Origin of the sequence: Psychrobacter nivimaris (assembly GCF_043419765.1) — a bacterium.
GTDB lineage: Bacteria > Pseudomonadota > Gammaproteobacteria > Pseudomonadales > Moraxellaceae > Psychrobacter.
In genome coordinates this window covers 55,613-82,372 of record NZ_JBHOFX010000004.1, presented here as the reverse complement: position 1 = coordinate 82,372, position 26,760 = coordinate 55,613, and the positions used below count along the sequence as shown (strand labels likewise).

The window sequence follows — 26,760 nt, the reverse complement described above, 5'->3', positions numbered from 1 at the left end:
TGCTCAATAACGGCCTTGTTGACCAATAACAGTAAGCCTATCTGTGAAATGATGCGTTACTGTTATCGTGATTCTGTCCGTCGATAATATGTGCTATCTTAAGATGATAGCTGCTCTTTAGAATCATATTTTATATAGTCGATCTTATATAAGTCAGGTACATTTAAGTTAGATTTATTGTCAGGTCTACGCAGTTTACTGCTTGTGGTACTTGTCTCACCGTCCTTGTATCTAACTTATCTCGAAACGATGACAGCAGCACTTCAAAATGTAGGTCTTATAACCTATAAAAAACATCATACACAATAACTTTTATAACAAGGTAGTTGATATGCGCTATTGCCTCCAATGCGGTCATGAAGCAGAACGAAAAATCCCACCTACGGACAATATGCCGCGTTTGGTATGCCCCAATTGCCACTATATCCACTACGAAAACCCAAAAGTTATCTGTGGCTCGCTGGTGGTACACGAAGACAGAGTGCTACTCTGCCGCCGAGCCATTGAGCCCCAGTACGGCCTATGGACGATACCTGCAGGTTTTATGGAAAATGGCGAGACCATGGCTGAAGGCGCAGCACGCGAGAGCTACGAAGAGGCTGATGCCATCGTACTGAATCCGCATCTATACTGCATTTATGACTTGCCAGATATTGGGCAGATCTACTCTATCTATCTGGCCGATCTAAAAGATGGCGCGTATGGTATTGGCTCAGAAAGTCTCGACTGTGCACTGTTTAGCGAAGAAGATATCCCATGGGATACACTGGCGTTTGAAGCCATTCGTCGTACTTTAAAAAGCTACTTTGCTGATCGTAAGCAGTTCAGTGAATTGTCAGAATTTCCGATTCATCAAGACAAAATTGGCAAAGATTTGAGTATCAAGCGCTATTAGTCAATTACCTAACCGCAAAAAGCCAAGCATAATGCTTGGCTTTTTTGTGCTTAACTTTTAATCAAGAACAAACCTACTTGTCTTAGCTCTTTATTCTACAAACCTCAAAGCCAAGACCTTTTACTGCCTCTTCTTTGTCGTAAGGCGCTAGCACTGCACGTACATGCTTTTGACCTTGCAGATATTGCTTGGCAACGCGCTGCAAATCAGCAACCGTGACGGCTAATATCGACGCACGCATTTTACGCTGCCAGTCGACACCGCGATGATGTAGATTTGCAAAGCAGGCTTTGATTGCTTCGCCTGCAGGAGAGCCCGGTTTATCCATACCTGAGATGATACCTAAGATAGCTTCTTCTAATTGCTCATCGGTCTGTGGCTCGTTTAATAACCACTCGATACTGGCGTCAAAGTGAGCAAAGGTCTCAGCGCACTGTGGATCACGATAGCTAAAGAACTTAAAAGCACAAGCGTTGGCATCGTAACCTGCACCGCCGCCATAGGCACCGCCGCGCTCACGAATCGCACTGTGCAAATAGCCGTTACGTAAGTAAGGCGCCAATACCATGAGTGCAGCGGTATCAGGATGGTCAGCAGCAGGTACGGTATAAGCACTGGCGTTATGATAGACGTTGGTTGGTACTAGCCAAGCTAGATCTGCAACCTCGAGCGCCGCCCCATTTTCTAATGCTTTGACTGTATCAGTCGCACCATTTAACGCAGTATCTAATTGCAGGTTTGCAAACTCACTTGGGATATTTGCTGCTACCTTGGTTAAATCATTAGAAGAGGTCGTCGCTCGGCTGTCTTTCCAGCTATCGACGATTAAGCTGCTTAAACGTTCGGTTTGCTCTGCTTCACAGATAATAACGGCATGCTTAGGCAAACTGATCAGACGTTGATGTAAATCCATCAAGCTCGTAGCCAATTGATCCCATTGAATATCATCTGTACTAGCATGTACCAAGAAATCTTTAAGTGCGTTCAATGCCGGTAGGCCGCTGCGCACATATTCCAACTGCGCTTGGCGACTCATACCACGACTGGCCGTTTGCATGGCATAAGAATGCCCTGAGCCCGCTAGGTTTGACTGCCAACCTGCTTGACGCTGTTGCAAGATTTCTTTGATACGGTCATGCTCAGAGAAGATACTATGCTCCATGACTTCTTTGAGCAAATCAATCGCTTCAGGCTTGCGATTTAGCGCACGCGTTGCCACTACAAAATAACTGCTAATCGCTTGGCTATCATCGACGTTGGTACGCTGACTAATACGAGCGGTCACACCAGAAGAGTGCGCGGCCTGCTTGGCCTGCATCTCATGAGCGCTGAGCGAGTCCGTACCTAGCTCAGACAATAGACTTAAATAGATAGGCAGCAATGGATGATTAATTACATCATTAACTGGTAGTTCATCTGCGCTCGCATTACCGATGGCCTCAGTAAGCGGAACAATCACTTGATAGTAATAAATGCCATTAGTGCCAGCTTCATATTCAAATAGCGTGCTGTCTTGCCCGCTCAAACGCACCTGCTTTTGCGTGCCTTCTTTAAAGCTGATATCGGTTGGGACGTCTTCTAGACCTACTTTTGGTAATAAGCTTAAATCATCTGGCGCAGCTTGACGTGCAGCCAAATCTAAGGCTTGTTGCTTCAAAATAGCCTTGTCATCAGCGGTCAAATCCATCGCGATAGTATCCAAACGAGTCTGCTCAGCTGCTGCCAAACGGGCTGTTTTTTCGCTATCAGGCGTCATCGTTACGCGTACACGATGCTGATTGTCCAATAGATGCGTCTTAATCAAGTTCGGTAGCCACTGTGGATCGACGACTTGCTCACGTAGCCACTGTAGGTGCTCGTCTACTTCCCAAACGTCGATAGGATTGCCATCATGAATGGCGGTACTAAAGCCTTCTAGCATAAGATTTAGACCATAAGGAATGCTATCGCCACCAATATGACGCTGATCAATTTCAATCTGATGCAGAATGGTTTCGATTGTCTCATCATCGACTGGTGAATTGGCTACTTCGGTCAGTAAGTCGATAATACCTTGCTCAACCGCTTCGGCATGTTCAGGGTTAGAGCCGCGCAGTCCCGTATAAAAGACCATCTCATAATGACTGTCATCAAGACCCAATAGCGGACTTGGCGCTTTACCTAGTGGATGGCTGTCAAGATAAGCACGCAATGGCGAGCCTGCATGCTCAATCAATACGCCTTCTAATAGACGCAATGCTAAGCGCTGCTTAGGATCGGTAATCGATGGTAGCAACCAAGCAACCACATGATGCGTCTGATCTGGGCCAGCTTCGTCAGCAGTATAAGTATCCACCGCACTGATTGGTGCAGACAAACGTTGCTCTGGACGCGATACATGCTTCTTGCCTGCTTCAAATTGAATCAAAGCATCTTCGTGTATTTTCGCTTGCGTCTCGGCAACAGGAATATTACCAAAACTCATGATGACACTGTTTGACGGATGATAATGGCTCTGGTGAAACTCGGTCAGCTCAGTGTGCGTCAAGTCAGGAATATCAGCAGGATCTCCGCCTGAATTATAGTGATAGGTCGTCGTTGGGAACAGATGATGGGCAACCGTATGATATAGCTGATCAATCTCGCCACTCATCGCGCCTTTCATTTCATTAAAAACGATACCCTTAAACTGCGGCTTATCATTTTCATCAAGCTCCACACGGATGCCTTCTTGGGCAAAATCGAGCGGATGGATATTGGGGAAAAACGACGCATCTAGATAGACAGCGAGCAAGTTAAAATAGTCGTTTTTGTTTTGCGTCGCGTACGGATAGGCCGTCCAATCGGCTGCGGTCATCGCATTCATAAACGTATTTAACGAGCGTTTAATCATCGAAAAGAATGGATCACGTACTGGGAATTTATTCGAACCACATAATGCCACGTGTTCTAAAACATGCGCCTCGCCTTTTGAGTCCATTGGCTGGGTGCGAAAACCGACCAAAAACGCATTTTCATCACTTGGGTGTGCCAAATGATAATGCATCGCTCCTGTTTTTACATGCTGACTGATCAGCACATCCATCGATAGCGCCTCAATATGGCGATGCTCAATCAGCTCAAATGCTGGATGCAAGGTTAAATCAGCAGTAAATGGCGTGTCCGTCATAGTTATCCTTATCGCTTATTATGCGTATAGTGCCCTGACTGTCAGGGAAAATAGAGTAATAAATTGGCTAAAAAAGAGTTGGCTTAGCGCTATTAGTGGGGCTGCGACATGGATAAGTCAAGGCAACAGCCATGCAATAATCCACCACATAATCTACGCGGCTATCAACTTTAACTATTAATCCCTTATAGTTACAAATTCATCAATATCCACAATTTTATTATGGATTTATCACTTAACAAAGACAGCCTGCGCTGCTACTATAAAGTTAACTATTAACAGGAGTGGAGTATTTTATGAGCTACCAACACGTTTTACTGGTCACTGACTTGCTGTCTGATGCGGACAAAGTGGCGCTAAAAGCCAAGCGTATTCTCGCAGGCTCTCCTGAAGCCAGACTGTCTGTCTTGCATATAGTCAAGGATGACATGGTTCGCTTCGGTTACGAGCTCGTGCCGTCCTCTAGCCTCTCGGGTGATGTCGATAGTGAAAAGTGGCAAGAAGCACGGGCTAAGCTAGCGCAATTTTTGGCACGTAACGAGCTAGAAGCGATCAACTCTGAGGTCACCGCTGCCATCTCTAATAGCAAAGGTATCATTAACTATTGCCGTGAAAAAGACGTCGATTTACTTATCATTGGACGCCATGAGCGCCATGGTATCGCTGCTTGGTTGGTTGGAGCCACTGCCGATAGTATCTTGCCAAATGTCCCTTGCGACAGCTTAGTGGTGAAACTTGATCAGCCTGTCTTGGAATAATTGGCATCGCTCCCATCCGCTGTTAAAGACGACAAGCTTTACTTAACAGCGCCCTAGAGTAGTGCTATAGTAAATACTATCTGACATGAGGAAGACGCTATGAGTTACGAACATATTTTACTGGTCACCGACTTACTCTCTGATGCAGATATAGTCGCCCAAAAGGCCAAGCGCATCGTCGAAAACCGTCCAGGCTCTAAGCTATCTGTTTTGCATATTGTCAAAGACACCATGGTTGGCTTCGGCTATGAGCTGGTGCCTGCCTCTAGCCTATACGATGAGATTGATGATGAACGCTGCCAAGAAGCACGTGCAAAGCTGGCGCAATTCCTTGAACGCAATCAGCTAAATGCAGCAACGTCGGAAGTCACGACGGCCATTTCTAGCAGTGAAGGTATCGTCAGCTACTGTCATAAACACGATGTCGATCTATTGGTCATCGGACGTCATAAGCGTACTGGTATCGCTGCATGGATCAGTGGCGCGACAGCAGATAATATCTTGCCCAATGTACCTTGCGATAGCTTCGTAGTGCGACTGGACAAGCCTGTTTCAGCATAACAATACGCTTTGATTGTCTTATGTCATCTAGAGCATATCCTAAACAAAAAAGCGCAGCGTAAACTACAACGCTGCGCTTTTTTATGGCTAATAGATTTTAGGTTCATACAATCTCATCATTTAATCTTGTTGAATAATATCTATAAAGGTTTGCCAAATGGGGCTCTGGTGCCGAGCTTTGTGCCAGACCAGCCACCATGTACGCGATAAATCAATTCCCGCTACATTTACTTGTACCAGCTCACCTGTCGCCAATTCCGTCTCAATCACATGCTGCGATAGACAACCAAGACCGATATCTGCACTCACCATGTGTTTGATGGCCTCGGATTGATGTATGGCCTTTACCACTTCTACATTGGGTAGATACTTTAGTAATTGCTCATCGATGATTTGCCGCGTACCTGAGCCTGCCTCTCGTACCAATAATGGTAATCGTGCCAGTTGTTCGATACTAAGCTCGTAACACTTATTCGCATCATTATAGGCCGCGATATCTATCAGCCACTTGCTATCGCGCTTGGCAAATACCACTAGCGTATCGGTACGCCATTCACGCTGCTCAATGGCTTTCATATCTACTGGACGCGGCATTCCTTCTACCAGCGCGATATCGATATTTAGTTGTTCAACCTCGCTCACTACCTCTTGCGTATTGGCAATATACATATCGACATTGGCATCGGGCAGCGCCTCATACAGCTTACCAAGTAAAGATGGCAGCACGTAGTTGCCGATAGTGGTACTGGCACCGATGTGAATCTGTCCTGCTTGATACTGATGATAATGCTCAAGCGTGAGCGACTGCCCCAAAATAGCCTGTGCCTGTATATAAATGGGATGGGCATTGGGGTGTTGATTGAGCCTGCGACCGACGCGCTCAAATAGCGGCATCTGTAGTCTAGACTCTAACTCTGTCAGTGCGCTGCTAACTGCTGATTGTGATAAATGTAGCTCCTCACTGGCGCGACTGGTGCTGCCTGTCTGATAAATACTGACAAAAACAGCAAGCTGCTTAAGCGTAATCTTTGGCATTGTCTGCACAGATTTTTTCATAATATTAATAATGCCCTATGTTGCTTTATGTCAGTTTTTAGCCTGTCTTATTCACTATGCGTATCTTTCTTCGCTACTCATGTGCGGTATATCTATTTCTATAATAGACACTAACCTAAAAAATCGATAGTTTATATCTTATTAATCTGTTTTTATTATAAATGTGGCGGGCATATACTGTCTATTCATAAGCTTATCTTAATATAAGTAATAGGATGCCGCGTCATGCACACACTCGTCCAATCAGTCAGCAACTCCGTTCACAACTATACCCCCAATCAACGTCACTTAACGGGATTGGTAGTTGTTCTGATTGGTAGTTTGTTTTGCTTATGGTTGGACAACAGTTTGGATATCTGGTCAAACGGCCGTATCGTTGGACTATCCTCTTTAACGCTAGCGATTTTGCTAGGCATGATATTAGGCAATACCATCTATCCCAAATTCACTGAGCGTTTAAACGGCGGCGTTTGCTTTGCCAAAGGTCAAATATTGCGCTTAGCCATTATGTTTTATGGGTTTAAGCTGACGATGACGCAAGTGGCTAGCGTGGGTATGCCAGCAATTATGACTGACGCGCTCGTATTGACGTCAACCTTTTTGCTGACCTATTGGTTAGGTACTAGATGGTTAAAAGTCGATAAAGAAACGGTTATTTTGATTGGCTCAGGCGCGAGTATTTGCGGTGCTGCTGCCGTCATTGCTGCAGAGCCAGTTGTCAACGCGCAAGCTCACAAAGTCACTATTGCCGTGGCAACCGTAGTGGTTTTTGGCACTATCGCAATGCTGCTATATCCTTTTTTATATCATCTTGGTTGGTTACAGCCTTGGCTAAGCGCCCAGCAGTACGGCATGTATACTGGCTCAACCGTCCATGAAGTAGCGCAAGTCGTGGTCGCGGGCAATGCAATCAATACCGAGATTGGCGATACTGCTGTCGTGACCAAGATGATACGCGTTATGATGCTCGCGCCTTTCCTGCTTGTGTTATCGTTTGCGCTAACCAAAGAGCGCACCGTAGATAGTGCAGCTGTAGAAGAAGATAATAAAGACGAGACAGAGTCATTTATGACTCGGGTCAAACAAGTCAAAGTGCCATGGTTCGCGTTTATCTTTATCGGCATTGTGTTGATACATACTTGGGTGCCGATGTCTGAGAGTGTCGTACGCAATATGGTGATTCTAGATGATGTATTACTGACGATGGCTATGTTTGCATTAGGTTTGACCACTCATCTAAGTGCGATCAAGCAAGCTGGCGTTAGACCGCTTATCTTGGGTGCTATTATGTTTGGCTGGTTAATACTGGGCGGTGGTCTGATTAATATCGGCATTAGCTTTATGTAGTAATCCGAATTTTTATTTTTAGCTTCTTACTTCACTGCATAATATAAAAGGCCTCCAACTATCTATAGTCGGAGGCCTTTTTGCATTGGTCGCGGTCTAATATGATTAATTAAAACCTTTCAAATAAGACTTCTACTCGCTTAAGTACTCATATCTTAAATATTAAATAGCAGACGAAAAAAAACGAACCCGAAGGTTCGCTTTTCTACATCTATTCATCTATCTGTCTATAAAGACAAATTAGATAGCAACGATGTTATGTGCTTGTGGGCCTTTTTGGCCTTGAGTTACAGTGAACTCAACTTCTTGGCCTTCAGCCAAAGTTTTGAAACCTGAACCAGTGATTTCGCTGTAATGAGCAAAAACGTCTGCGCCAGTTTCTGGAGCGATAAAACCAAAGCCTTTAGCTTCGTTGAACCACTTAACTGTACCTTTTTGAACGTCTGACATAGTATAATCCTACTTTTAAATTTATTAATGGTCTAGTGACCGGTAACGCTTGCAAATAGCTACTGAACGATAAATATTAAAACGAAGGATTATAACTAATACTACGAGGTAATGATTTGGTGCAGAACTGCTCTTAAGCTTGGGCGTATTATAAGGGGTACATCCCAGTATCGCAAGTCTTATCTCATGTTTCGTGTAACCAGAGCCGTTTATTGACCGATTTTGGCGCAAATTGCAACGGATTTAAGCATTTGGTAAACGGAACAAATATATCGCTACCCCACTACAGACAGCGGCTACCGCCCATGCCACCCACATCATATCGGCAGGTAAACGATAAAATAACATAATTGTTGATGCTGCCATCATAATCGTCGCTAAACACTTAGCATAAAGCGGAACGGCATGACTCTCTTCCCAATCACGGACAAATTTGCCAAAATATTTATGATTAATCAGCCAAAAATGAAAGCGTCGAGAACTACGTGCCCAACAACCTGCTGCTAGCAAAATAAAAGGCGCGGTGGGCATCACTGGCAACAATATACCGATAATACCTAAGATAAAAAACAGCCAACCAAGCGTCACAAAGGTCCAACGCAGCATAGGGCTGTTGGATTGATCGGTCTTAGGTCGGTAATAGAACGCTTTTTTATTGTCGGTCATATAAGTTGTCGGTCGTATAAGTTGTCAGTTATGCCAAATGTCGATTGTCTAGAATAGCGCCTATTAGATAAGCAGCGGCATAGAAGGCTAATCATGCAACATCGCCCGTCTGTGCACAAGACTGTTTATATAAGGTTTTTGCTATTGATAGGTGTGTTTGGTTAGTAATTGGGTAAGTACCAATAATAAATGCTGTACTCTTCTATTAACACGTCGATTGAAAGCGCTTATAAAAAGCCGTGATAAGCAACAGCTGTTATAAAGCACGACTATCGAACATCAGTCATCACCTGCCATCGTCTTTCCCGATACGCTTGCATCCCATCTTGTAAGTCGTCTATGATGACGCAGTAGCTATCGATAATAGCCATTAGCAGTACGGATACATTAGCAGTACTGATCAAAAACAATGCAATACCAATCAATCTTGTCGGGGTGCTTTGATTTAACGCTGTAGATACAGCCCACATCATCGCTGAGACATACCCGTGAACCTGAAGCAGTTAGCACTGACGTAGGAAACAAGCGTGACACGCCCTCAGAGGTCTATAAATAAGCGCAGTCTATATACGATGTACTGGTGATAACCATATCAAACGCCGAGCATCTGACAGTTAGCATCGAGACTTCACCTTTCTTATTTGGCCTTTCTTGTTTTACTTAATCGTATCAGTCTGATTGTTTTCTATACTTAAAAAGGAAACAACCATGCAGCCGACTACCAAACTTACACTGACCCTCGAATGGTTTTTAAACCCTGATCATCTGCCCTTTATCGCTGGTGTGACCACGGGCGCATATGAGCAAGCAGGGCTTGATATTACTATCATCGAGCCAGATGACCACTATGATGGCTTTGCCGAACTACAGAACCAGAGCATCGATCTGCATGTCAATGAGCCTATCCATCTGTTTGAACATTACGCGCCTAATCTACGTGCGCTAGGCTGCTTTTTTGAGACCGATGGCGGCATATTAATGCAACGCGCTAGCATGAATAAATTAAAAAACAATCAGCCGATTCGCATCTGCACCCCTGCTGCTGAAGAAAAAACCAATCGTATTGGCTTTGAGATATTGGCGCGCTATGCCAAAAAAAATGGCTTTAGTATCAGCCGTGATAATGTGAGCTTTGTGCAAAAAGACTTTTATCATATAAAAAATCTGCAAGAAGACCCAAGCCTAGATGGTGCATGGTTATGCTTTTATAACTTTGAGGGTGTTGAGGCAACTCATGAGGGTTTAGACTTTACCTTTATCGATCAGCATCTGTCACCCTATCCGAACTTTTCGGCGTTAGAGATTCTGACGACAGATGAGATCTATAGCGCGAAAAAAGACGCAATAGATACCTTTATCCAAGTGACCAATCAAATGACCGAACTGTGTAAAAATGAGCCAGCCACTGCCCACCGTATGTATTACGACTATAGTAAAACCGAAGTCGATGCGCTGATGGATGCCATCATTGATAATACGCTGGGTAGATTAGTCACGCCAATCAAACCAAGTGCAAGTAAGTGGGAAGAGCTGCGTGAGATGCTGGCCGAAATCGATATCGTGACCTTGACTGATGAGCAATATCAGTCGCTTTGGGCGCTATAGAGATTTTAGAAGTTACAATATTTTGAATAGTAAAAAACCGCCATCGTATTTGCTGTGGCGGTTTTTTATTGAGCTGTAATCGAATCATAAAATTATTGCTGCACGATACCCAGTTGGCGCGCTTCTTTGAGCCACATTGGGAACTCTTCTAGCATATTTTCATACAAGGCTTCTTCGCTAATGTCGTCCAAATCATCTAGTTCAAAAAAGTCGCAATTATCAATCACGCGCCCTGTCATGTCGTCTAGTTTTTTTAGAATGCCATAACCACGACCACCCAAGCCTACAAATTGCCAAAATATCGGCAGTTTCGCCGCTTCCGTCATGACTCTGGTGATACCGCGATTGTCATTTACCCCGCCATCACTGATAAATAGCACGTAGACAGGCACATCCAAGCCGTCCTTTTGATAAAACTCCGTCACGGCTTTCATGACTTCGGCTTCGTTGTTGATGCGCGGGCCAAGTGCCCATTTGCGCCAACCGCCATGAGCGTTGTTGATAAAACCATCATAGTTGCTCAGTCCAATCTCGCCCAAATACTGCGGATCTCGGGCAAACGCCCAGCAGTCTAACGCTTGGTCGTCATCGAAGTTCACTGCCAATGGCAATATGCGGTTGACTACCTCTTGCACGCGGCCTTTTTTGTACTGTCTGTTCATTGAGCCTGAGGCATCTAACACCAATGCTACCTTTGCGGTTAATTGCTGCAATTGGCGTTTCTCAAGCGATATCGTGGCTTTTTTGGCCAGATTGACCAGTTTTGGCGCTTTATCTAGCATGACCTTCTCTAACGACGGTTTTGCTTGAACTGGCGTGGCGGTCGGCTCGAGTACTTGTGGGCTGCTCTCTTCTACATCGCCACCGAAATGCTGGACGATAGCGGCAAGTCCACCATTAAAGCCTTGCGCGACGTTAGATACTCGCCAAACCCCACTCTTACGATAAAGCTGCATCAACATACTGGCTTGCTGCTGGGCAAAGTCTGCTGCTTGATATTCTGCCTGCGCTTTTTGCGACTGCTGCCAAATGCCAATCTCTAACGATTGAATTTGATTCAGCGGCGTGTCGGCTGATAACACAAAAAACAAGCTGTCTATATTCGCATCCAGTTTGGATAAATTAACCTCAAACTCGGCTTGGATGCCTTTATTTGCCGTTGGCTGTGACTCGTAATGGGTAAGCTTGATTTGCCCGCAAGGTGAGGTTGGCTGATTATAAAACACCATGTAATCATCATTGATCAGCTTGCCCGCTGCATCTAAGGCAAAGCAGCTGATATCCATCTCTATTGGGCTTTGGCGAGTGAACTTAAGCGTGATGGGCGCGGTGTCGTCAATAGCAAGATTACTTAAAGGCGCGCGTTGTCCAACGGTGAGGTGGTTCATGGTGTCATCCCAATCTTATTTAATGTTGCGTATTTCGTTTAACAGCAATAATGATTTGCCATGTGAGTATGCCGAACCATATAAAAAACAGTAGGCTGATAAATTCTATACCGCTTTTCTTTTCAAGTGCCTTACTGAATAGAGGAACATTGGCGGCACAAGCATTTAAAAGTTTTGATAGAAATATAAACCAGTCTTGTGTTACAAAATTTCTAAGTGATACAACATACCTTGCTATAGGTTCCTCACTAAAAATATATTTATGTACTTCTAAGATACCAGTGTAAACACCTATCGAAGATAAGAATATTATAAAAGGCTGAATATAGCTTTCACCAAATCTAGAGATATAATAATTAGCACATAATACAAAATAGCTTGAGAAATCATCTAAAGAGAAAAATGCTATTAATGTAACAATAAACAAAAGCAAGAAGATTACTAGCGAAGCCATCCACATTTTTATAGAAATCAATAATACTATCGTTAATATGATAACTAACAAGATGATCTTAGCGCGATAAAAAAAAGGAATTTTATCAGAAATGTTACTCTTAATATTTATTTTATAATATTTCATTTCAGATATAAAAAATTTATTTGCTTCTATCTTATTATTTACTTTTTCGAATGAGTTTTTTATTATTCTTAAGGTCTCTCTATCCGTATACTTTGTATTTATATCAGCATTCAAAAAATTAGGCTCTTGCTTTGTGTTTGCCTGAGAAAACCTCAATCCTGAGGTGAAGTTAGCTTCTCTAAAGCTAGAAAACTCTTTGAAGGTAGTGTTTGTAAAATCTGTTATATTTTTCTCAGTATCGTCTCCAAAATATACGTTACTAAAACTGCAAACTCTTCAAATATACTTTTATAAAAATTAGCTTTTTTTATACGACACTCGCTTATATCAAAAATACCCTCTACATTAGAATCATAAAACTCCATTTTTTCCAATGTAGCATTTTTTACTTCAAACTTACTTTTAAACTTAGTATCTTCTATCTTAAGACTTTTTATTTCTAGACTAGGTATATGTAGACTATCACCTCCTCTATTTTTACTTTGTAAATACTTTTTCTTATCGTATTTTCCTATACCATTTATTTTGAATTTGTAAAAAAACTCACACTCATATATACTTATTTTTTTGAAGGTAAATATATTATTTATCTCTTCCTTTTCTTTATAATCAGCTACTTCATACTCTTCAATAATCCTGCCTTCTTTTTTATACTCAGGAATATTCAAAAATATTTTAGCTACTTTTACTTTCTTTATAGATACATCTTTTTTAAATTCACACCTATCAAATATATTATAAGTTATCAGGTTTATATTTTTATAATTTTCTATACTTACATCTTTATTAAAAACACATCTATTGTATCTATAATCTCTATCACCTGCATTTACTTTCAAAGAAAATTCATCATTTTCATTGAAAATCGAGTCTGCATATATATTTAACTTATCCAGAAATAAGCAATATTCGTAAAAAATATTACTATCTTCGCTTTTACAGATATTATAAAATTTACATTTTTTAAAAAAAACTTTTCCTACATTTTTTAGCACATAGCCGTATCCACATAAATATTCATCTATAAAAACGGGAAACTCTATATTTTCTATACATACTTCATTATCTTCTAAAATCTTATTTAGTTCAATATTTTGATCAATAAATCCTTTATTTATATTTTTAATATTATTAATTATTCCATTTCTTATCTTTTTCTCTTCTTCACTATTTTCTTCTTTATGTCTATTGAATTTTTTTATTTTATTTAATATATACTGATGAAACTCCTTTCTAAAAGTTGATTCATAATCTAAATATTTTCTTATATTAATATCATTATAAGAACAGTGCAACGCACACTTATCTAAATTTTCAAATGTTTCATTTTTACAATCTGGCATGCTGCACGTCATATACATTGACCTTGAAAAAGTAATAATGAAGTATAAAATATAGTCGAATAATACCACACAATTATTTATCTAATTATTAAAAAACCAACTACCAATCCAAAAAAAACGCCTCCATTACGGAGGCGTTTTTTACCATTATCAGATTATTACAACCGTTTCATTACAACGCCTTCAACTGCTCCATCTGCGCCGTCATCGCCGTCAACTGCCCTTCTAGCTCAGCCAGTTTCGCCTTCTCAGCATCGACTACTTCCGCAGGTGCTTTACTGACAAAGCCTTCATTGCCTAGCTTACGCGCGATACCATCGGCTTGCTTTTGCAGTTTTTCATGCGCTTTGTCCAGACGTGCTAGCTCAGCTGTTGGATCGATTAGCCCCTTCATCGGTACGAGTACACGTAGCTGACCGACCATACTTGATGACGATAGCGGCACTTCATCGCCTTCTTTGACAATCTCTAGGCTCTCGACTTTGGCAAGCGCTTTAAACTGGTTTTTGATACGTGACAGACGCGCATCTTCATCGCTAGAGACGTTTTGTAGTAGCACTGGCAGACGTACCGCATTGCCCAATTTCATCTCACCACGGATGTTACGGACGCTCGCGATTAGCTCTTGTAGCCACGCCATATCCGCCTCAACCTGCTCACTGATTTGGCTGGCATCGGTCTGTGGATAGTCAGCGACCACGATGCTGTCGGTGTTTTTACGACCCAGTAGCGGCGCGATGGTCTGCCAGATTTGCTCAGTCAGATACGGCATGATTGGATGGGTGAAGCGTAGCGCAGTCTCTAGTACATGTAGCAGCACATAGCGAATTTGCGCTTTACGCTCGTCAGACACCGAGTCATCATTTAGACTGGCTTTGGCAAGCTCAACGTACCAATCACAGTACTCATTCCAGATGAACTCATAGATATCTTGGCTGACCATATCGAGACGATACTGAGCAAAATGCTGATGAATGTCTTTGATGCTAGAGTTCAAACGACTCATGATCCATTTTTCTGGTAATTCCCATACGTCAGGGTTCGCCGCTTGGTCGATAGGCTTAGCACTGCCTTCACCATCCACACAGTTCATCAGGACAAAACGGCTAGCGTTCCAGATTTTATTACAGAAGTTACGATAGCCCTCAACACGCTTTAGATCAAAGTTGATATCGCGGCCAGTACTGGCCAATGAGGTAAAGGTAAAGCGCAGCGCATCGGTACCATACGCTGGGATACCCTCTGGGAACTCTTTACGCGTTTGCTTTTCGATTTTGGCCGCGTCTTTTGGATTCATCATATTGCTGGTGCGTTTTTCGACCAGTGCTTCTAGCTCAATACCGTCGATTAGATCAATCGGATCTAAGACGTTACCTTTTGATTTTGACATTTTTTGACCGTTGCCATCACGTACCAGACCATGCACATAGACGGTCTTAAACGGTACTTGCGGCGTGCCATCTTCGTTTTTCACGAAGTGCATGGTCATCATGATCATGCGAGCAACCCAAAAGAAGATAATATCAAAACCTGTCACCAACACGCTGGTTGGGTGGAAAGTGTCCATCACGCGTGGATCGGCGTTGACGTCTGCCCAGTCAAGCGTACTGAATGTCCATAGACCAGAGCTGAACCACGTATCGAGTACGTCATCGTCTTGGCGCAGTTTTACATCGTCGCTTAGGTTGTATTTAGTGCGTACTTCAGCTTCGTCACGGGCGACATAGATTTCACCTGTCGCATCGTCATACCATGCAGGGATACGATGTCCCCACCAGAGCTGACGGCTGATGCACCAATCTTGCAGATCGGTCATCCACGCCATATACATGTTTTTGTACTGCGCAGGAACGAACTCAATGCTGCCGTCTTCTACTGCGTCAATCGCAGGCTTGGCAAGTTCTTTGACCGCGACATACCACTGATCGGTCAACCACGGCTCAACAATCGTGCCACCACGCTCAGCACGCGGGGCTTTTAGTGCATAGTCTTCGATATCTTCTAGCCATCCTTGCTCACCTGCCTGCTCTACAAGGAACTTACGCGCAGCAAAACGCTCAAGTCCTGCGTATTCGCTCGGCGTGGTCTCTAGCTCTGGCTCACGTGTTTGCAAGTCAGGATAAACTTCCATCGCTGGCAAAATATTGGCGCGCTCATCAAGGATGTTAATCAATGGCAAGCTATGGCGACGACCCAATTCATAATCGTTAAAATCATGCGCTGGGGTGATTTTGACACAACCCGTACCGAAGTCTTTTTCGACATAATCATCGGCGACGATAGGCACGACACGGCCCGTAATCGGCAAAGTAATGGTTTTACCGACTAAATGCGCGTAACGCTCATCGCTAGGATTAACGGCGACAGCGGTATCACCGAGTAAAGTCTCAGGACGCGTGGTGGCAACGACAAGATAGTTTTTACCATCTTGAGTAGTTAGTTCTGTATCCGTGAAATGGTAGCGGAAATGCCATAGGCTACCTTTTTCATCATGGTTTTCTACTTCTAAATCAGATAGCGCAGTTTGGAACTTTGGATCCCAGTTCACCAAACGCTTACCACGATAAATAAGTCCATCGTCAAACAGGCGTACGAACACTTCTTTTACCGCATTGGATAGACCATCATCCATGGTAAAGCGCTCACGCGACCAGTCAACCGAGCTACCCAAACGGCGAATTTGGCTAGTGATATTGCCGCCCGACTCTTCTTTCCATTCCCATACTTTATCGATGAAATCTGCACGTGTCATATCACGGCGCTTGATACCTTGCGCTTCTAATCGACGCTCAACGACCATCTGGGTTGCGATACCCGCATGATCCGTACCTGGTTGCCATAGCGTATTGTCACCATCCATGCGGTGATAACGGGTGAGCGCATCCATAATAGCGTTATTAAAACCATGACCCATGTGTAGCGAGCCAGTGACGTTCGGCGGTGGCAGCGCGATAGAAAACGACTCGTCTTTATCAAAAGTCGGCTGAAAATAGCCGCTTTCTTCCCAGCCTTGATACATACCTGCTTCGACTTCCGCAGGGTTATAGGCGCTCTCTAATTGGCTTAGCGCCGCTTGGATCGACTGGGTCAGATTGTTTTTCGCATTGCTATCAATGCTGGTATCGGTATTAGGATTGCTCATAATAGGGTGATCTTATTGTTGATAATGAATGTGGTCAAAATGAGATAGCGTAAAACGCTATAAAAACAGGAAAAATAGTTGATAGTGTGATTTTAACGCAGATAGGCAGATTTTGTTAGATGGTAAGGCAATTTATAAAGCCTGAAGGCGATTTATTACTCAAATTGTTAATCAATTAACAACAGCAATCAGAAGAATGGGAAATATAATAGAGATTACTTATGCAGCAAAATCATTAGCCTATAACGAGCGAGCCAACCGTGTCCCAAGATACCGAGCATGACCATGATTCTCAGGCTAATCTATCAGACAGCGAGCGTCTGAGCGTGAACACTACCCCTCCTATGCCTAAAGATAATCATACGTTAGAAGAAAGCAGCCCTTCTAAAAACATTGAGGTAGATAAGGACGCAGACGACACTACAGACAGTCATGCAAACGAAACTTCAGATGGCGACGTAGACGAACCTATCAAAGCCACTGAAGACTTAGAAAACGATGACCTGCCAAAAGAAATCAGCGACGAAGACAAAGAAACCATCAAAAAGGTTGCCAGCGACGACAATCTAAGCCAAGCAAAAAGCTACGCCAGCATCTTAGTCGAGCAAGTTATCCACGCAAAAGAAACTTTTGAGCGCTCACTTGGCTCGCTATTTACCAGTGCCTTTACGGCTGGGCTAGAGATTGGTATCAGCTTTTTTATGATTTTATCAGCGTTTGCCTTGCTCAATGACGTGATACCAAGTCGCTATGCCATGGTGCTGTCGTCGTTACTGTATCCGATCGGCTTTATTATCGTGGTGATTGGTCAATCGTTATTATTCACAGAACAGACTTCCCTCTTGAGCTTGCCTGTCTTAAATAAAATTGAGCCGCTGCACAAACTTCTGCGGCTATGGGGCATTGTCATCGCTGGTAATATCGTTGGCGGTTGTATATTTGCAGCATTAATGATTGGTTTAGGGCTGCATATGCATCTGTTTACAGACCATGCTATCGATGTCTATGCCGAGCATATTTTGGGCTTTGAGTGGTGGGTTATCTTTGGCAGCGCGGTACTGGCAGGCTGGATGATGGGCGTGGCCGCATGGCTGGTGACCTCTGCACGAGATACGCTTAGTCGTATCGTACTGGTGACGCTTATCACTGGTAGTATTGGATTTTTAGGTTTGCATCATAGTATCGTGGGCAATATCGAGGTGTTTTCAGCATTACTGTACGGCAATACCGTCAGTCTTTGGCGCTATTTGGTATTTTTAGTCGTGGTACTGGTGGGCAATACGGTCGGCGGCGTGGTATTCGTCGCGGTGCTTAAAAACCGCACATTCTTATTTGAAATTGAAAAAGTCAAAGAGCAAGCTGCCGAGGCAAGAGCGAAAATGGACAGACGAAGATTCTAGATTTAAGCCAAAACTGGTTTGAGTTAGAACTAACACTAAACACAAAAGCCCATAACACGCTTGATTATAAAAAGCGGATTATGGGCTTTTTTACTAAACCATACATTGTTGATTTTTGCCAAGTACTGTCTCAACGGGCGCAACAATGCGTTACTACGGTTATCCTAAACCTCTTACATTCTACGTGCTGCCAATACACTGTTTTCTATCTCGGTTCTTTTGGCTTTATTATGCTGGGCAGTGAATACTCTGACCATGATACCCGCGGTCAAGAACATGATTAGCGTATAAATGGCTGGCGTCATCGACATCTTATAGTTAGCCAATAGCGTCAGTGCCATAAACATTGAAAGCGTACTGTTTTGTAGGCCGACTTCCATAGTAATCGAGCGTCTTTGCGCAGGATTTAGACCGAACCATTTACTGGTGTAATAACCAAGCGCCATCGTCGATACGTTCAATATCAATGCCACAGGGCCAGTAGCGATTAATGCTTCAACGATAATGTCTCGTTGCACATAGCTTAAGAAAAGTACCAAGAAGCTCAAAAATATCACGCCAAAACGAGACACCATCACCTGTCCCTTATCTGCCGCGTTAGGGGCATAGCGTTTGATCAACATACCAATACTGACGGGTAAGATAGTCAGAGCAATTAGGCTGATCATGGTCTTGACCACTGGCAACTGAAACTCACTACCCGCACCCATGAAGTATACAAGCGAAAAACTGAGGACGATAGGAATGGTAAATACGGTAATGACACTAGCAATAGCGGTCATGGTGACCGAAAGTGCGACGTCACCTTTGGCTAAATAGGTAAATAGATTTGATGTCGTGCCACCAGGACACAATACCAGCAACATGACCCCAACGGCATACTCTGGCTCGAGAGACATGGTGGTTGCCAAAGCAAAACCTACGAGCGGTAAGAATATTAGCTGATTGGTCAAGCCTATGGCGACTGCTTTAGGGTATTTGACGACTCTCTTAAAATCATTGGTAACTAAGGACAATCCCATTCCCATCATAATCAAAAAGATACTAATAGGAATGACTTTTGCATTTACAAACGTGACTAACTCAACACCTTCCATAACTACATCCTTGTAGATAGTGCCCTTACACGGGCAGGTTTATGACAACCTCGTCATGCTCAATCAGCCAATCCTGCTGATATCTTGGGTAAAAGCCACCGACGTTGTCAGCTCTTTATATGACACTTTTCCATACAGTCGTGTTTTTTAAACCGACAATTTTTGATAAAACTGGTTACTACGAACCGAAATAATAACGGAACGGCAAAATTCAGTATATCGTTGTAAAAGTGCATGGTTTTGATTTTTCTGACTACTCGTCAGTCAATTATAGGTTTTTACACTTGAAAATAACGTAGAAATGATTTAAGCGAAGGTTTTGTGATTTACAGCAGATGTAGAGTGAATATGGTCGATACTGATAACAGCTGTACCGTAGGCGATGGCTTCGACCATACTGCCTAATTGGTTGACATTGGTTACCTCAAGACGTAACCCGTAGATATGCGTGTAGCCTTTGGCTTTTGCCTCAGTCCGCATACGAACGATGGCCTCGCGGCGGGCACGATCTAGCAAAGTCTCATAGGTGGTTAAGTTTTTGCCAAAGACGCTTAGTACGCGAGCGATGATCATTTTGAAGTAATCTTGAGCGATGACGACACTACCAAGCACTAGCTCACCTTCACTACCCGCTGCTAACTTGGGACGGTATAGACGTTCGCTTGAGACAGTGATATCGCCCAATGCTTGCTCTGCTACTGTTAGCTGTGCCAAATGCTGACGCTCATGGCGTGATCCGAAGAACCAGCCAGCCGCGAATAAGAAGACAAACGGCCCGTAATTGATGAGCATTTGCGTGAGTGAATCATTCATAGCACGTTTCTCATCATAAAAAGCATCGGTGCTTTTAGCATTATAGGATTAACCAAAAGGATTGAAGCGCGGTAAATCATCGGGTGCGACTTGGGTCTGAGTACTCACATTTTGACTAGAATGGTTGTAACCATCGCTTGGTGGGTTTTGATATTGCTGCTGTGATATCGGCGCGACCTTGACCGCCGTACCATAGACAAACAACTCTGAGGCACCTTGGGCAATACTAGAAGTCGAAAAACGCAGACCGACCACTGCATCAGCCCCTAGCGCCTCTGCTTTGACAATCATGCGATCGATTGCTTCTTGGCGTGACTCTTCTAATAGCTCGGTATAAGCCGTCAGCTCGCCGCCAACGATATTTTTCAACCCAGCGAACAGATCCTTACCGACGTGCTTTGAACGCACGGTACTACCGTACACCACGTCTAGGCGTTCCGTGATTTGATAGTTAGGTAGGTGCTCAAGATTGGAGAGTTGCACAGTCATAGGATGACCTTATCGGTGACTTATAAAATATATAGTAAATCAAAGCGCTGCGATACAGTATAAACAAAACAAGACAGAAACAGCACTACTAGCAGCGCTGTTTCTTAGCATTACTAATCGTTGGTATGAAATAGTAAGAATAATTCAGTCAAATTGCCTTCGATGCTATTGGCCATCTGTACCATTTTGTCTTCGTCTTTACGCATCTCAGACAGCTCTGGATCTTCATCATCGATACCGCTAAGTACGATCATTGGCAAGGTCAATACTGCAACGTCTTCTGCCGTTTCTTGATCTTCAAACCAGTCGCTTGCTTCATCACCATACATGGCATCGACAAAACCAATTGACCAAGCAACGATGTCTGACTCGTCAGAGAAATCAACTGCCACTTCTTCGTTACCAGCATCTTCACCAAATGGTAATTCGATCGGCGTCTCGTTTTTTAGCTCAGCCATGATCGAATCGCGCCAGCGTTTGATACCGTCGATGACGTTTTCTGGAATCTCACTTACGTGACCTTCGAACAGGGCATCCATCCAGTTAGGCAATGGACGACCGATGACCGTCGCTGTCAAAAAACCATGCGCTGCAACACTATCTAGCACGAACTGGCTTTCTTGATTGTCCAAATAGTCTAGTAATTCATCAAAACTTAGTTGGTTACTCATAATTTGGTTTTCCTTAGCAGATAGATGTCATCAATCGCAGTGGGCGATCGGTTAAATAAAAGAGGACGAGTACTTAAGTAGAGACTAAAGGCTGCTTAATTAATGAAACTCAAGCAACCTCTATCAGGTAAGTATTATCGAGATGAATGGGTTGCGAGCAACCATAGAAAGTTAGAAAAGTAGCAAACAGAAGGCAACCAACTTGACTGGTTAAATGATTTTAGTCATTAAAATAGCCACTACCATAAAAGTAGCCACTAAAGCACTTTAGTCCACTGAAACGACTGATGCTGACAAATTAAAAATCGTCATCATCCCAATCATCGCCGTCTTCATCGAAGTTGTCTATGTCGTCTAGATCGTCTTTTAACTCTTTAGCCAAACGCTTTTCTTCTAGCAAATTATCGATTAGCCGACGTTTTTCAAGACTACTTAAACGTGTACGTACGCTCGTCTCAGCTTCTTCAACCATCTTTGCATCATCATCGTCGACAAAATCATCATCAAAATCGTCGTCAATATCAGCGTCACTCATGACAAACTCCTATCATTTTTAGGCAAGGGTATTAAGAATACATCAATATATATATGCCTTATAAAGTCTCTATTGAATGTTGTCAATCCTTTTTCGCAATATGGTACATTTCAACTCTACGATTAAGATAGTCCAGTAGGCTATATAACAGACAATTGTAATATAAATGACCAAATACAGTCGGCATTAAATGTGTAGCTCATCCTCATCTTCAATCATTAGAACTGCGTTGCGCACATCAGCCAAACGCTGAATCAATGAGTCGTTAGCACCATCAAATATCGCACACTCGCGCTCATAGACAGTGGTTGGGCGCATGATGTTATGTACTTGTACATGATTGCTGATTTGCTTGAGACCGGCATTTGGCAATAGTATTAATAGCTGCTCTTTTTTGCCGATACTCTGGAGCAAATGGGTCATTGGCTCTGACTGCGCGTCATCACTCACGCCCGCTTTCGCTGGCAAAGCAAAGCGCGACAGCTCAATGTGCTTATCGTGGATAATTTTGTTGAGCATTAAATATAGCTTGGCAAGCATCACGCCTGCGAGTGCCACTTTTGCATGGCTATTATCAGCCTTTAGTACCACACTTGCGCCATTATCTTCGAAGTGAGCTTCATTCATCGCACTCACACCTAGTAGCAATGGTTGTCTTAGCAACTCAGTCACGGCCTGATTCAGCAGCTGAGTGCAGAGCGCTAAATACGGAAGACGCTGCGCAGGTGCAAGGCGTTCAAGCATATTGAACTCATCATGGAATACGATTTGAACTTTGACGCTATCAACAGACCGTGTGGCAGATAACTTAGACGTATGGCTGGTAGCTTGAGAAGCAACACCGTCTGTATCTGCTATTTCGCTTTCGCTACCTTCACTCGCACTCGCTAGATTGTCAGTATCGCTACCTGTCTCTTGGTTTTGCTGAGTTCTAAGATACTCGTTCACTTCATTATGCACATTAAACTTGCGGGCATTAGTCACTTCGTCATTTGTGACATTAGCCGTATTATCTGTCGCTACTTGACTGTTTGCTAAATGAGACGCTGATTGACCCGTTGACTGGCGCTCAAGCTCACGGTCGTAGCCACGTTGATCGACTGGTCTATATTGGTCACGATACAGCTCTTGGATATCTCGACTTAACGCATTGATTTGCTCTTTGGTCGGACGAGCGAGGTAACCATAAATCAGCCACAGTAGTAAATGTAGCAGCATAGTACCGATGACAAACGGCCATTGCATGGCGATGATCTCGCCTTTGCTGACGTCTTTTAAGGTCAGTGCAACGCTACCGATGACTGCATCGCCATTGGTGGCGATTTGACGAATGGTGTCACCTTGCTGCATCGGCGCATTGCCTACTGGCACCAAGATATCATCGTTGTTGTCTTTAATCAGTATCCGTGTGACGTCTTGCTCGCTAGTATAGCGATTGGCAATAACGCTTAAGCTCACACGGTCTTTATTTTCTAAAGACAACCTTGCTTCATCAATCAGCTGGGCGACCATCTGCTCGCCTTTTAACGCACGACTATTGCTCAGCTGTTGGTCAGTACTAATGACCAATAACAGCGTCTGCAAACAAAAACTAACCAGAAGAATAATGGCAAACAACCCTTGCCGCGGCGCTAAATACGTCATGATATGTTAAACTTTTTTGGAGAGAAGAAATTAAAAAACGAGGCTATTGCTCATTTTTTGGCTAATTTTTAAACAATTGTGATGCGCGCCAATGGTAGTACACACATAGTGATAAAGCAGTACTGATTATTAACGACTATCAACAGCACTATCACATCTGAGATACTGTTTCACTCAAAGCACTACTGTGCAAAATAGCATCTATATATTAGTGCAGGTTCCGAACGATGACATTGATGCTAACAATACCGGCAATACAGTTGCCAACATTACTACCTTGTACCTTGCAATCTTTTGCGAAGGCATCGTTAATAAGAAAGCACCTTTGATAAACAGCCAGCTTATCTCATCTACTATATCACCATAATAAGCCTTATAGCGTGAGCACTTTATAAATTTATCATAATAACTTTATTGCATTTTCTATGGCTTCTTACGCCATAAAATCTGTTTTTTAGCATCATTGTTACTTTGCGCGTCATCTATAGGCGCTGCCCAGTAAAACTGTTATTATTCCTAATCTTATATGAGCATACAAGGGACAATTGAGCCATGCCAAAAAATACATCTTATTCGTTACCAAAAGACAGCAAAGCATGGCAACAAGCCGTTGATTCTATTGCGGCATTATTACCCGAAGATACCAATTTGCAAGACTTTGATGCGCTACAGTCGCTACCTGTTTTTGCGCTCATCGTAGTACTGCCGACTCAGGTGTCCGCATTAGATATTCATCAATACGTTCAGTCGTGGGTCGATGAACAGCCAAGTTGGCATCTAGTGACCGTTGCCGAAGATACTGACGCTAGCTTCGTCAATATCACGGTGTCTGATACAGAACCTACAGCAGCAGACGCACAGCGCCTACCCTTTACCCATACTCAGGTGTACCGTTATCTGCTGGTACCAGTCACTGACACACTGATGCACCCTGGTAAAAAAACCGCAGCCGCTCACATTATTGATGATCAGCTGACCGCTCGCCTGCGTCGTGACCTAACTGAAGAATATAACAATATACGCAGTGCCGACAGCGCCGATAACCTAAATGTCGTGGACTGTCATATCCTGTCTGTCGGTCATATGCTACGGACACACAAGCTTGCCTGCTTTGACATGGATTCAACCCTGATCGAGCAAGAAGTCATCGTAGAGCTGGCAAAAACGGCTGGAATTGGCGAAGAAGTTGAAGCCATCACTGAAGCCGCAATGCGCGGTGAAATTGATTTTGATGAATCGTTTGCTCAGCGTGTGGCTTTGCTAAAAGGCACCTCTACCGATGTGCTTGATGATATCTGTAACCGCTTAACGTTATCGACTGGTGCGCGCACGACGATCAGTGCGCTAAAAGCACTGGGCTATCATACGGTGTTAGTTTCAGGAGGCTTTACTTATTTTGCACGTTATATCGCCGAGCAGCTAGGTATCGATGAAGTACATGCCAACGCTCTAGATATCGAGGAAGGTGAAGTGACTGGTCATGTACAGTGGCCTATTGTCAACGGTGCCAAAAAAGCCGCTATCGTCGAGCATACTGCTGAGCGCTTAGGCATTGAGATGTCACAAGTGGTCTGTGTCGGTGACGGTGCTAATGACTTACCAATGATGGCACTGGCCGATCTTGGTGTGGCCTATCATGCCAAACCAATCGTCCAAGCACGTGCTGATGCCGCTATCAACGTGACAGGGCTTGAAGGTACTTTATATGCATTGGGCTATCCTGCACTGGCGCCTACTGAGTAATTGCAGAACGCTTTACGCCATTCAATAAGCTAGGTTAATGTTTTGTCATTAATCTGGCTTTTATGCTTTAGAGCGTGGCTTAACCAAGAAAAGTAGCGTAGATAGTATCAGTATATTAACCAGCTATTTGACGATATTTGACAAGATTTAGCCATTTTCAGACCAGTTAGATGACTATTAAGTGAATGGAAGACATGCATTAGTACGTGATGATAATTAATAAAATCTGCTATGCACACTGATGTTTAGCTAACGCCTGTTTTTAGCCAATGCTTACTTTCAGATAACACTTATTTTTAAATGATAAAGGAATACCCATGACGGCACCACAATCTCCGCGGCCAACTCAGCCGTCAGCGCCAATAGAACAAGATACGGCACCTGTACGTACCGATAGTCCAAAACAGTTGGTAGGTATTTATGTCAGAGGTATGGCCATGGGAGCAGCTGATATCGTACCTGGCGTCTCTGGTGGCACTATTGCGTTGATTGCAGGGATTTACGAGCGTTTGATTAACGCACTTGGTAGTATCGGCCCCAATCTTTGGACGATCTTTCGACAAGAAGGTGGCATCAAAGGATTCGCGGCGATTTGGCGACAAGTAGACGCGACGTTTCTATTGTGTTTGCTACTGGGTATTGCCACTAGCTTTGCGACCTTAGCCGGTATCATTAAGCATTTATTGGACAATCAACCATTGCTTATTTGGTCGTTCTTTTTTGGACTGGTCGTCGCAACGGTGTTTATCTTACTTAGTGAAATTAAGCGCTGGAATATAGGACGTGTCGCACTGTTTGCGACTGGGCTTATTGTCGCCGTAGTCATCAGTAGTATGCCGTTGCTTACGACCACGCCTAGCTTACCGTATCTGTTTTTTGCAGGGGCAATTGCTATTTGTGCCATGATCCTACCGGGAATATCAGGGTCGTTTATTTTGCTATTGCTAGGCGCTTACGATGCAGTATTAGAAGCAGTCGATACGATGAATCTGAGTGCCATTTTCACAGTCATTGCGGGTATGGCGACTGGGCTATTGCTATTCACGCGTGCACTTAAGTGGCTGCTCTCACATTATTATCAGGCTACCTTAGCATTGCTGACAGGCTTTATTGCAGGCTCTTTAATAAAAGTCTGGCCATGGAAAGTAGATGCGCTAGGCTCGCTAAACACTGAAGCCGTCCATAATGTCATGCCATGGCAATACCCTACTGGCGCACAGTGGTCAACGACAGTAGGACTTATGCTACTCGGTGCTATTCTAGTTTCGCTATTATCTTGGTGGGGTAATCGTACCAATCGAGTCTAAGTATTTAGCAAACTGTCAATCCTGTTTTCTAGTTTGGCTTGGTTTGCCAGCTAATAAACGCCTTCCTAGACTAGAAAAATCGTTTCCATATTCCTCAAAATAAGCGCCATTCCTTACGGCGC

Annotated in this window: 23 protein-coding genes; 8 read left to right on the top strand and 15 right to left on the bottom strand. The window is 43.5% G+C overall.

Annotation, left to right across the window (positions count from 1 at the left end; translation table 11 throughout):
- The first annotated feature begins 331 nt into the window (after positions 1-331).
- Positions 332-895 carry an NUDIX hydrolase gene (locus ACHEVO_RS09785; RefSeq protein ID WP_296208167.1) on the top strand — a complete coding sequence of 188 codons (564 nt, stop codon included), beginning with the start codon at positions 332-334 and terminating at the stop codon, positions 893-895.
- A gap of 82 nt (positions 896-977) precedes the next feature.
- On the opposite strand, the gene ACHEVO_RS09780 is transcribed toward ACHEVO_RS09785, so the two are convergent.
- Positions 978-4,043 (bottom strand): insulinase family protein, encoded by a 3,066-nt coding sequence (locus ACHEVO_RS09780; RefSeq protein ID WP_394124785.1) that lies wholly within the window; start codon positions 4,041-4,043, stop codon positions 978-980.
- A 296-nt stretch (positions 4,044-4,339) separates the two neighbouring features.
- Between ACHEVO_RS09780 and ACHEVO_RS09775 the strand changes: the two genes are divergently transcribed.
- Together ACHEVO_RS09775 and ACHEVO_RS09770 are read left to right on the top strand one after the other, a co-directional pair.
- Positions 4,340-4,801 (top strand): universal stress protein, encoded by a 462-nt coding sequence (locus ACHEVO_RS09775; protein ID WP_238052790.1) that lies wholly within the window; start codon positions 4,340-4,342, stop codon positions 4,799-4,801.
- Positions 4,802-4,900: 99 nt separating this feature from the next.
- The gene (locus ACHEVO_RS09770) at positions 4,901-5,362 is read left to right on the top strand and encodes a universal stress protein (protein ID WP_057761630.1); all 462 of its coding nucleotides are present in this window, start codon (positions 4,901-4,903) and stop codon (positions 5,360-5,362) included.
- 120 nt (positions 5,363-5,482) lie between these two features.
- Here ACHEVO_RS09770 and ACHEVO_RS09765 read toward each other — a convergent pair whose 3' ends face one another.
- On the bottom strand, positions 5,483-6,418 hold the full coding sequence (locus tag ACHEVO_RS09765; RefSeq protein ID WP_394124784.1) for a LysR substrate-binding domain-containing protein: 936 nt from the start codon (positions 6,416-6,418) through the stop codon (positions 5,483-5,485).
- A 225-nt stretch (positions 6,419-6,643) separates the two neighbouring features.
- Here ACHEVO_RS09765 and ACHEVO_RS09760 point away from each other — a divergent pair, with 225 nt between their 5' ends.
- The gene (locus ACHEVO_RS09760) at positions 6,644-7,765 is read left to right on the top strand and encodes a YeiH family protein (protein ID WP_394124783.1); all 1,122 of its coding nucleotides are present in this window, start codon (positions 6,644-6,646) and stop codon (positions 7,763-7,765) included.
- A gap of 240 nt (positions 7,766-8,005) precedes the next feature.
- Here ACHEVO_RS09760 and ACHEVO_RS09755 read toward each other — a convergent pair whose 3' ends face one another.
- The 3 genes from ACHEVO_RS09755 to ACHEVO_RS13425 form a co-directional block, all read right to left on the bottom strand.
- The gene (locus ACHEVO_RS09755) at positions 8,006-8,215 is read right to left on the bottom strand and encodes a cold-shock protein (RefSeq protein ID WP_045453470.1); all 210 of its coding nucleotides are present in this window, start codon (positions 8,213-8,215) and stop codon (positions 8,006-8,008) included.
- Between the two features lie 243 nt (positions 8,216-8,458).
- A complete protein-coding gene (locus ACHEVO_RS09750; RefSeq protein WP_394124782.1) occupies positions 8,459-8,881 on the bottom strand; it encodes a YbaN family protein in 423 nt (140 codons plus the stop codon).
- A gap of 269 nt (positions 8,882-9,150) precedes the next feature.
- On the bottom strand, positions 9,151-9,354 hold the full coding sequence (locus tag ACHEVO_RS13425; RefSeq protein WP_449301509.1) for a hypothetical protein: 204 nt from the start codon (positions 9,352-9,354) through the stop codon (positions 9,151-9,153).
- 235 nt (positions 9,355-9,589) lie between these two features.
- On the opposite strand from ACHEVO_RS13425, the gene ACHEVO_RS09745 reads away from it, so the two are divergent.
- Entirely contained in the window at positions 9,590-10,486 is an 897-nt protein-coding gene (locus ACHEVO_RS09745) for an ABC transporter substrate-binding protein (protein WP_394124781.1), read from the top strand.
- A gap of 92 nt (positions 10,487-10,578) precedes the next feature.
- Here the strand turns inward: ACHEVO_RS09745 and ACHEVO_RS09740 are convergent, their stop codons facing one another.
- From ACHEVO_RS09740 to ACHEVO_RS09725, 4 genes are all read right to left on the bottom strand, one after another.
- Complete coding sequence (locus ACHEVO_RS09740; protein WP_394124780.1) at positions 10,579-11,874, bottom strand: VWA domain-containing protein; 1,296 nt, start codon at positions 11,872-11,874, stop codon at positions 10,579-10,581.
- Positions 11,875-11,893: 19 nt separating this feature from the next.
- Positions 11,894-12,568 carry a hypothetical protein gene (locus tag ACHEVO_RS09735; protein WP_394124779.1) on the bottom strand — a complete coding sequence of 225 codons (675 nt, stop codon included), beginning with the start codon at positions 12,566-12,568 and terminating at the stop codon, positions 11,894-11,896.
- Between the two features lie 107 nt (positions 12,569-12,675).
- Entirely contained in the window at positions 12,676-13,797 is a 1,122-nt protein-coding gene (locus ACHEVO_RS09730; protein WP_394124778.1) for a hypothetical protein, read from the bottom strand.
- Between the two features lie 172 nt (positions 13,798-13,969).
- Positions 13,970-16,939, bottom strand: coding sequence for a valine--tRNA ligase (locus tag ACHEVO_RS09725; protein WP_394124777.1), 2,970 nt, complete (start codon positions 16,937-16,939; stop codon positions 13,970-13,972).
- Positions 16,940-17,199: 260 nt separating this feature from the next.
- On the opposite strand from ACHEVO_RS09725, the gene ACHEVO_RS09720 reads away from it, so the two are divergent.
- Positions 17,200-18,339, top strand: a complete 1,140-nt coding sequence (locus ACHEVO_RS09720; protein ID WP_394124776.1) for a formate/nitrite transporter family protein — start codon at positions 17,200-17,202, stop codon at positions 18,337-18,339.
- 173 nt (positions 18,340-18,512) lie between these two features.
- Here the strand turns inward: ACHEVO_RS09720 and ACHEVO_RS09715 are convergent, their stop codons facing one another.
- From ACHEVO_RS09715 to ACHEVO_RS09690, 6 genes are all read right to left on the bottom strand, one after another.
- Positions 18,513-19,436 (bottom strand): bile acid:sodium symporter family protein, encoded by a 924-nt coding sequence (locus ACHEVO_RS09715; RefSeq protein ID WP_394124775.1) that lies wholly within the window; start codon positions 19,434-19,436, stop codon positions 18,513-18,515.
- 306 nt (positions 19,437-19,742) lie between these two features.
- The gene (locus ACHEVO_RS09710; RefSeq protein ID WP_394124774.1) at positions 19,743-20,249 is read right to left on the bottom strand and encodes a YbjQ family protein; all 507 of its coding nucleotides are present in this window, start codon (positions 20,247-20,249) and stop codon (positions 19,743-19,745) included.
- 48 nt (positions 20,250-20,297) lie between these two features.
- A complete protein-coding gene (locus ACHEVO_RS09705) occupies positions 20,298-20,738 on the bottom strand; it encodes a YbjQ family protein (protein WP_227522968.1) in 441 nt (146 codons plus the stop codon).
- A 113-nt stretch (positions 20,739-20,851) separates the two neighbouring features.
- On the bottom strand, positions 20,852-21,409 hold the full coding sequence (locus tag ACHEVO_RS09700; protein WP_057761653.1) for a YecA/YgfB family protein: 558 nt from the start codon (positions 21,407-21,409) through the stop codon (positions 20,852-20,854).
- 298 nt (positions 21,410-21,707) lie between these two features.
- On the bottom strand, positions 21,708-21,944 hold the full coding sequence (locus ACHEVO_RS09695) for a PA3496 family putative envelope integrity protein (RefSeq protein ID WP_057761656.1): 237 nt from the start codon (positions 21,942-21,944) through the stop codon (positions 21,708-21,710).
- A gap of 186 nt (positions 21,945-22,130) precedes the next feature.
- Positions 22,131-23,588, bottom strand: a complete 1,458-nt coding sequence (locus ACHEVO_RS09690; RefSeq protein WP_394124773.1) for a hypothetical protein — start codon at positions 23,586-23,588, stop codon at positions 22,131-22,133.
- A gap of 552 nt (positions 23,589-24,140) precedes the next feature.
- Between ACHEVO_RS09690 and serB the strand changes: the two genes are divergently transcribed.
- Positions 24,141-25,331: a phosphoserine phosphatase SerB gene (serB, locus tag ACHEVO_RS09685; protein WP_394124772.1), complete on the top strand. Its 1,191-nt coding sequence runs from the start codon at positions 24,141-24,143 to the stop codon at positions 25,329-25,331.
- A gap of 317 nt (positions 25,332-25,648) precedes the next feature.
- Entirely contained in the window at positions 25,649-26,638 is a 990-nt protein-coding gene (locus tag ACHEVO_RS09680) for a DUF368 domain-containing protein (protein WP_394124771.1), read from the top strand.
- The last annotated feature ends 122 nt before the right edge of the window (positions 26,639-26,760 follow it).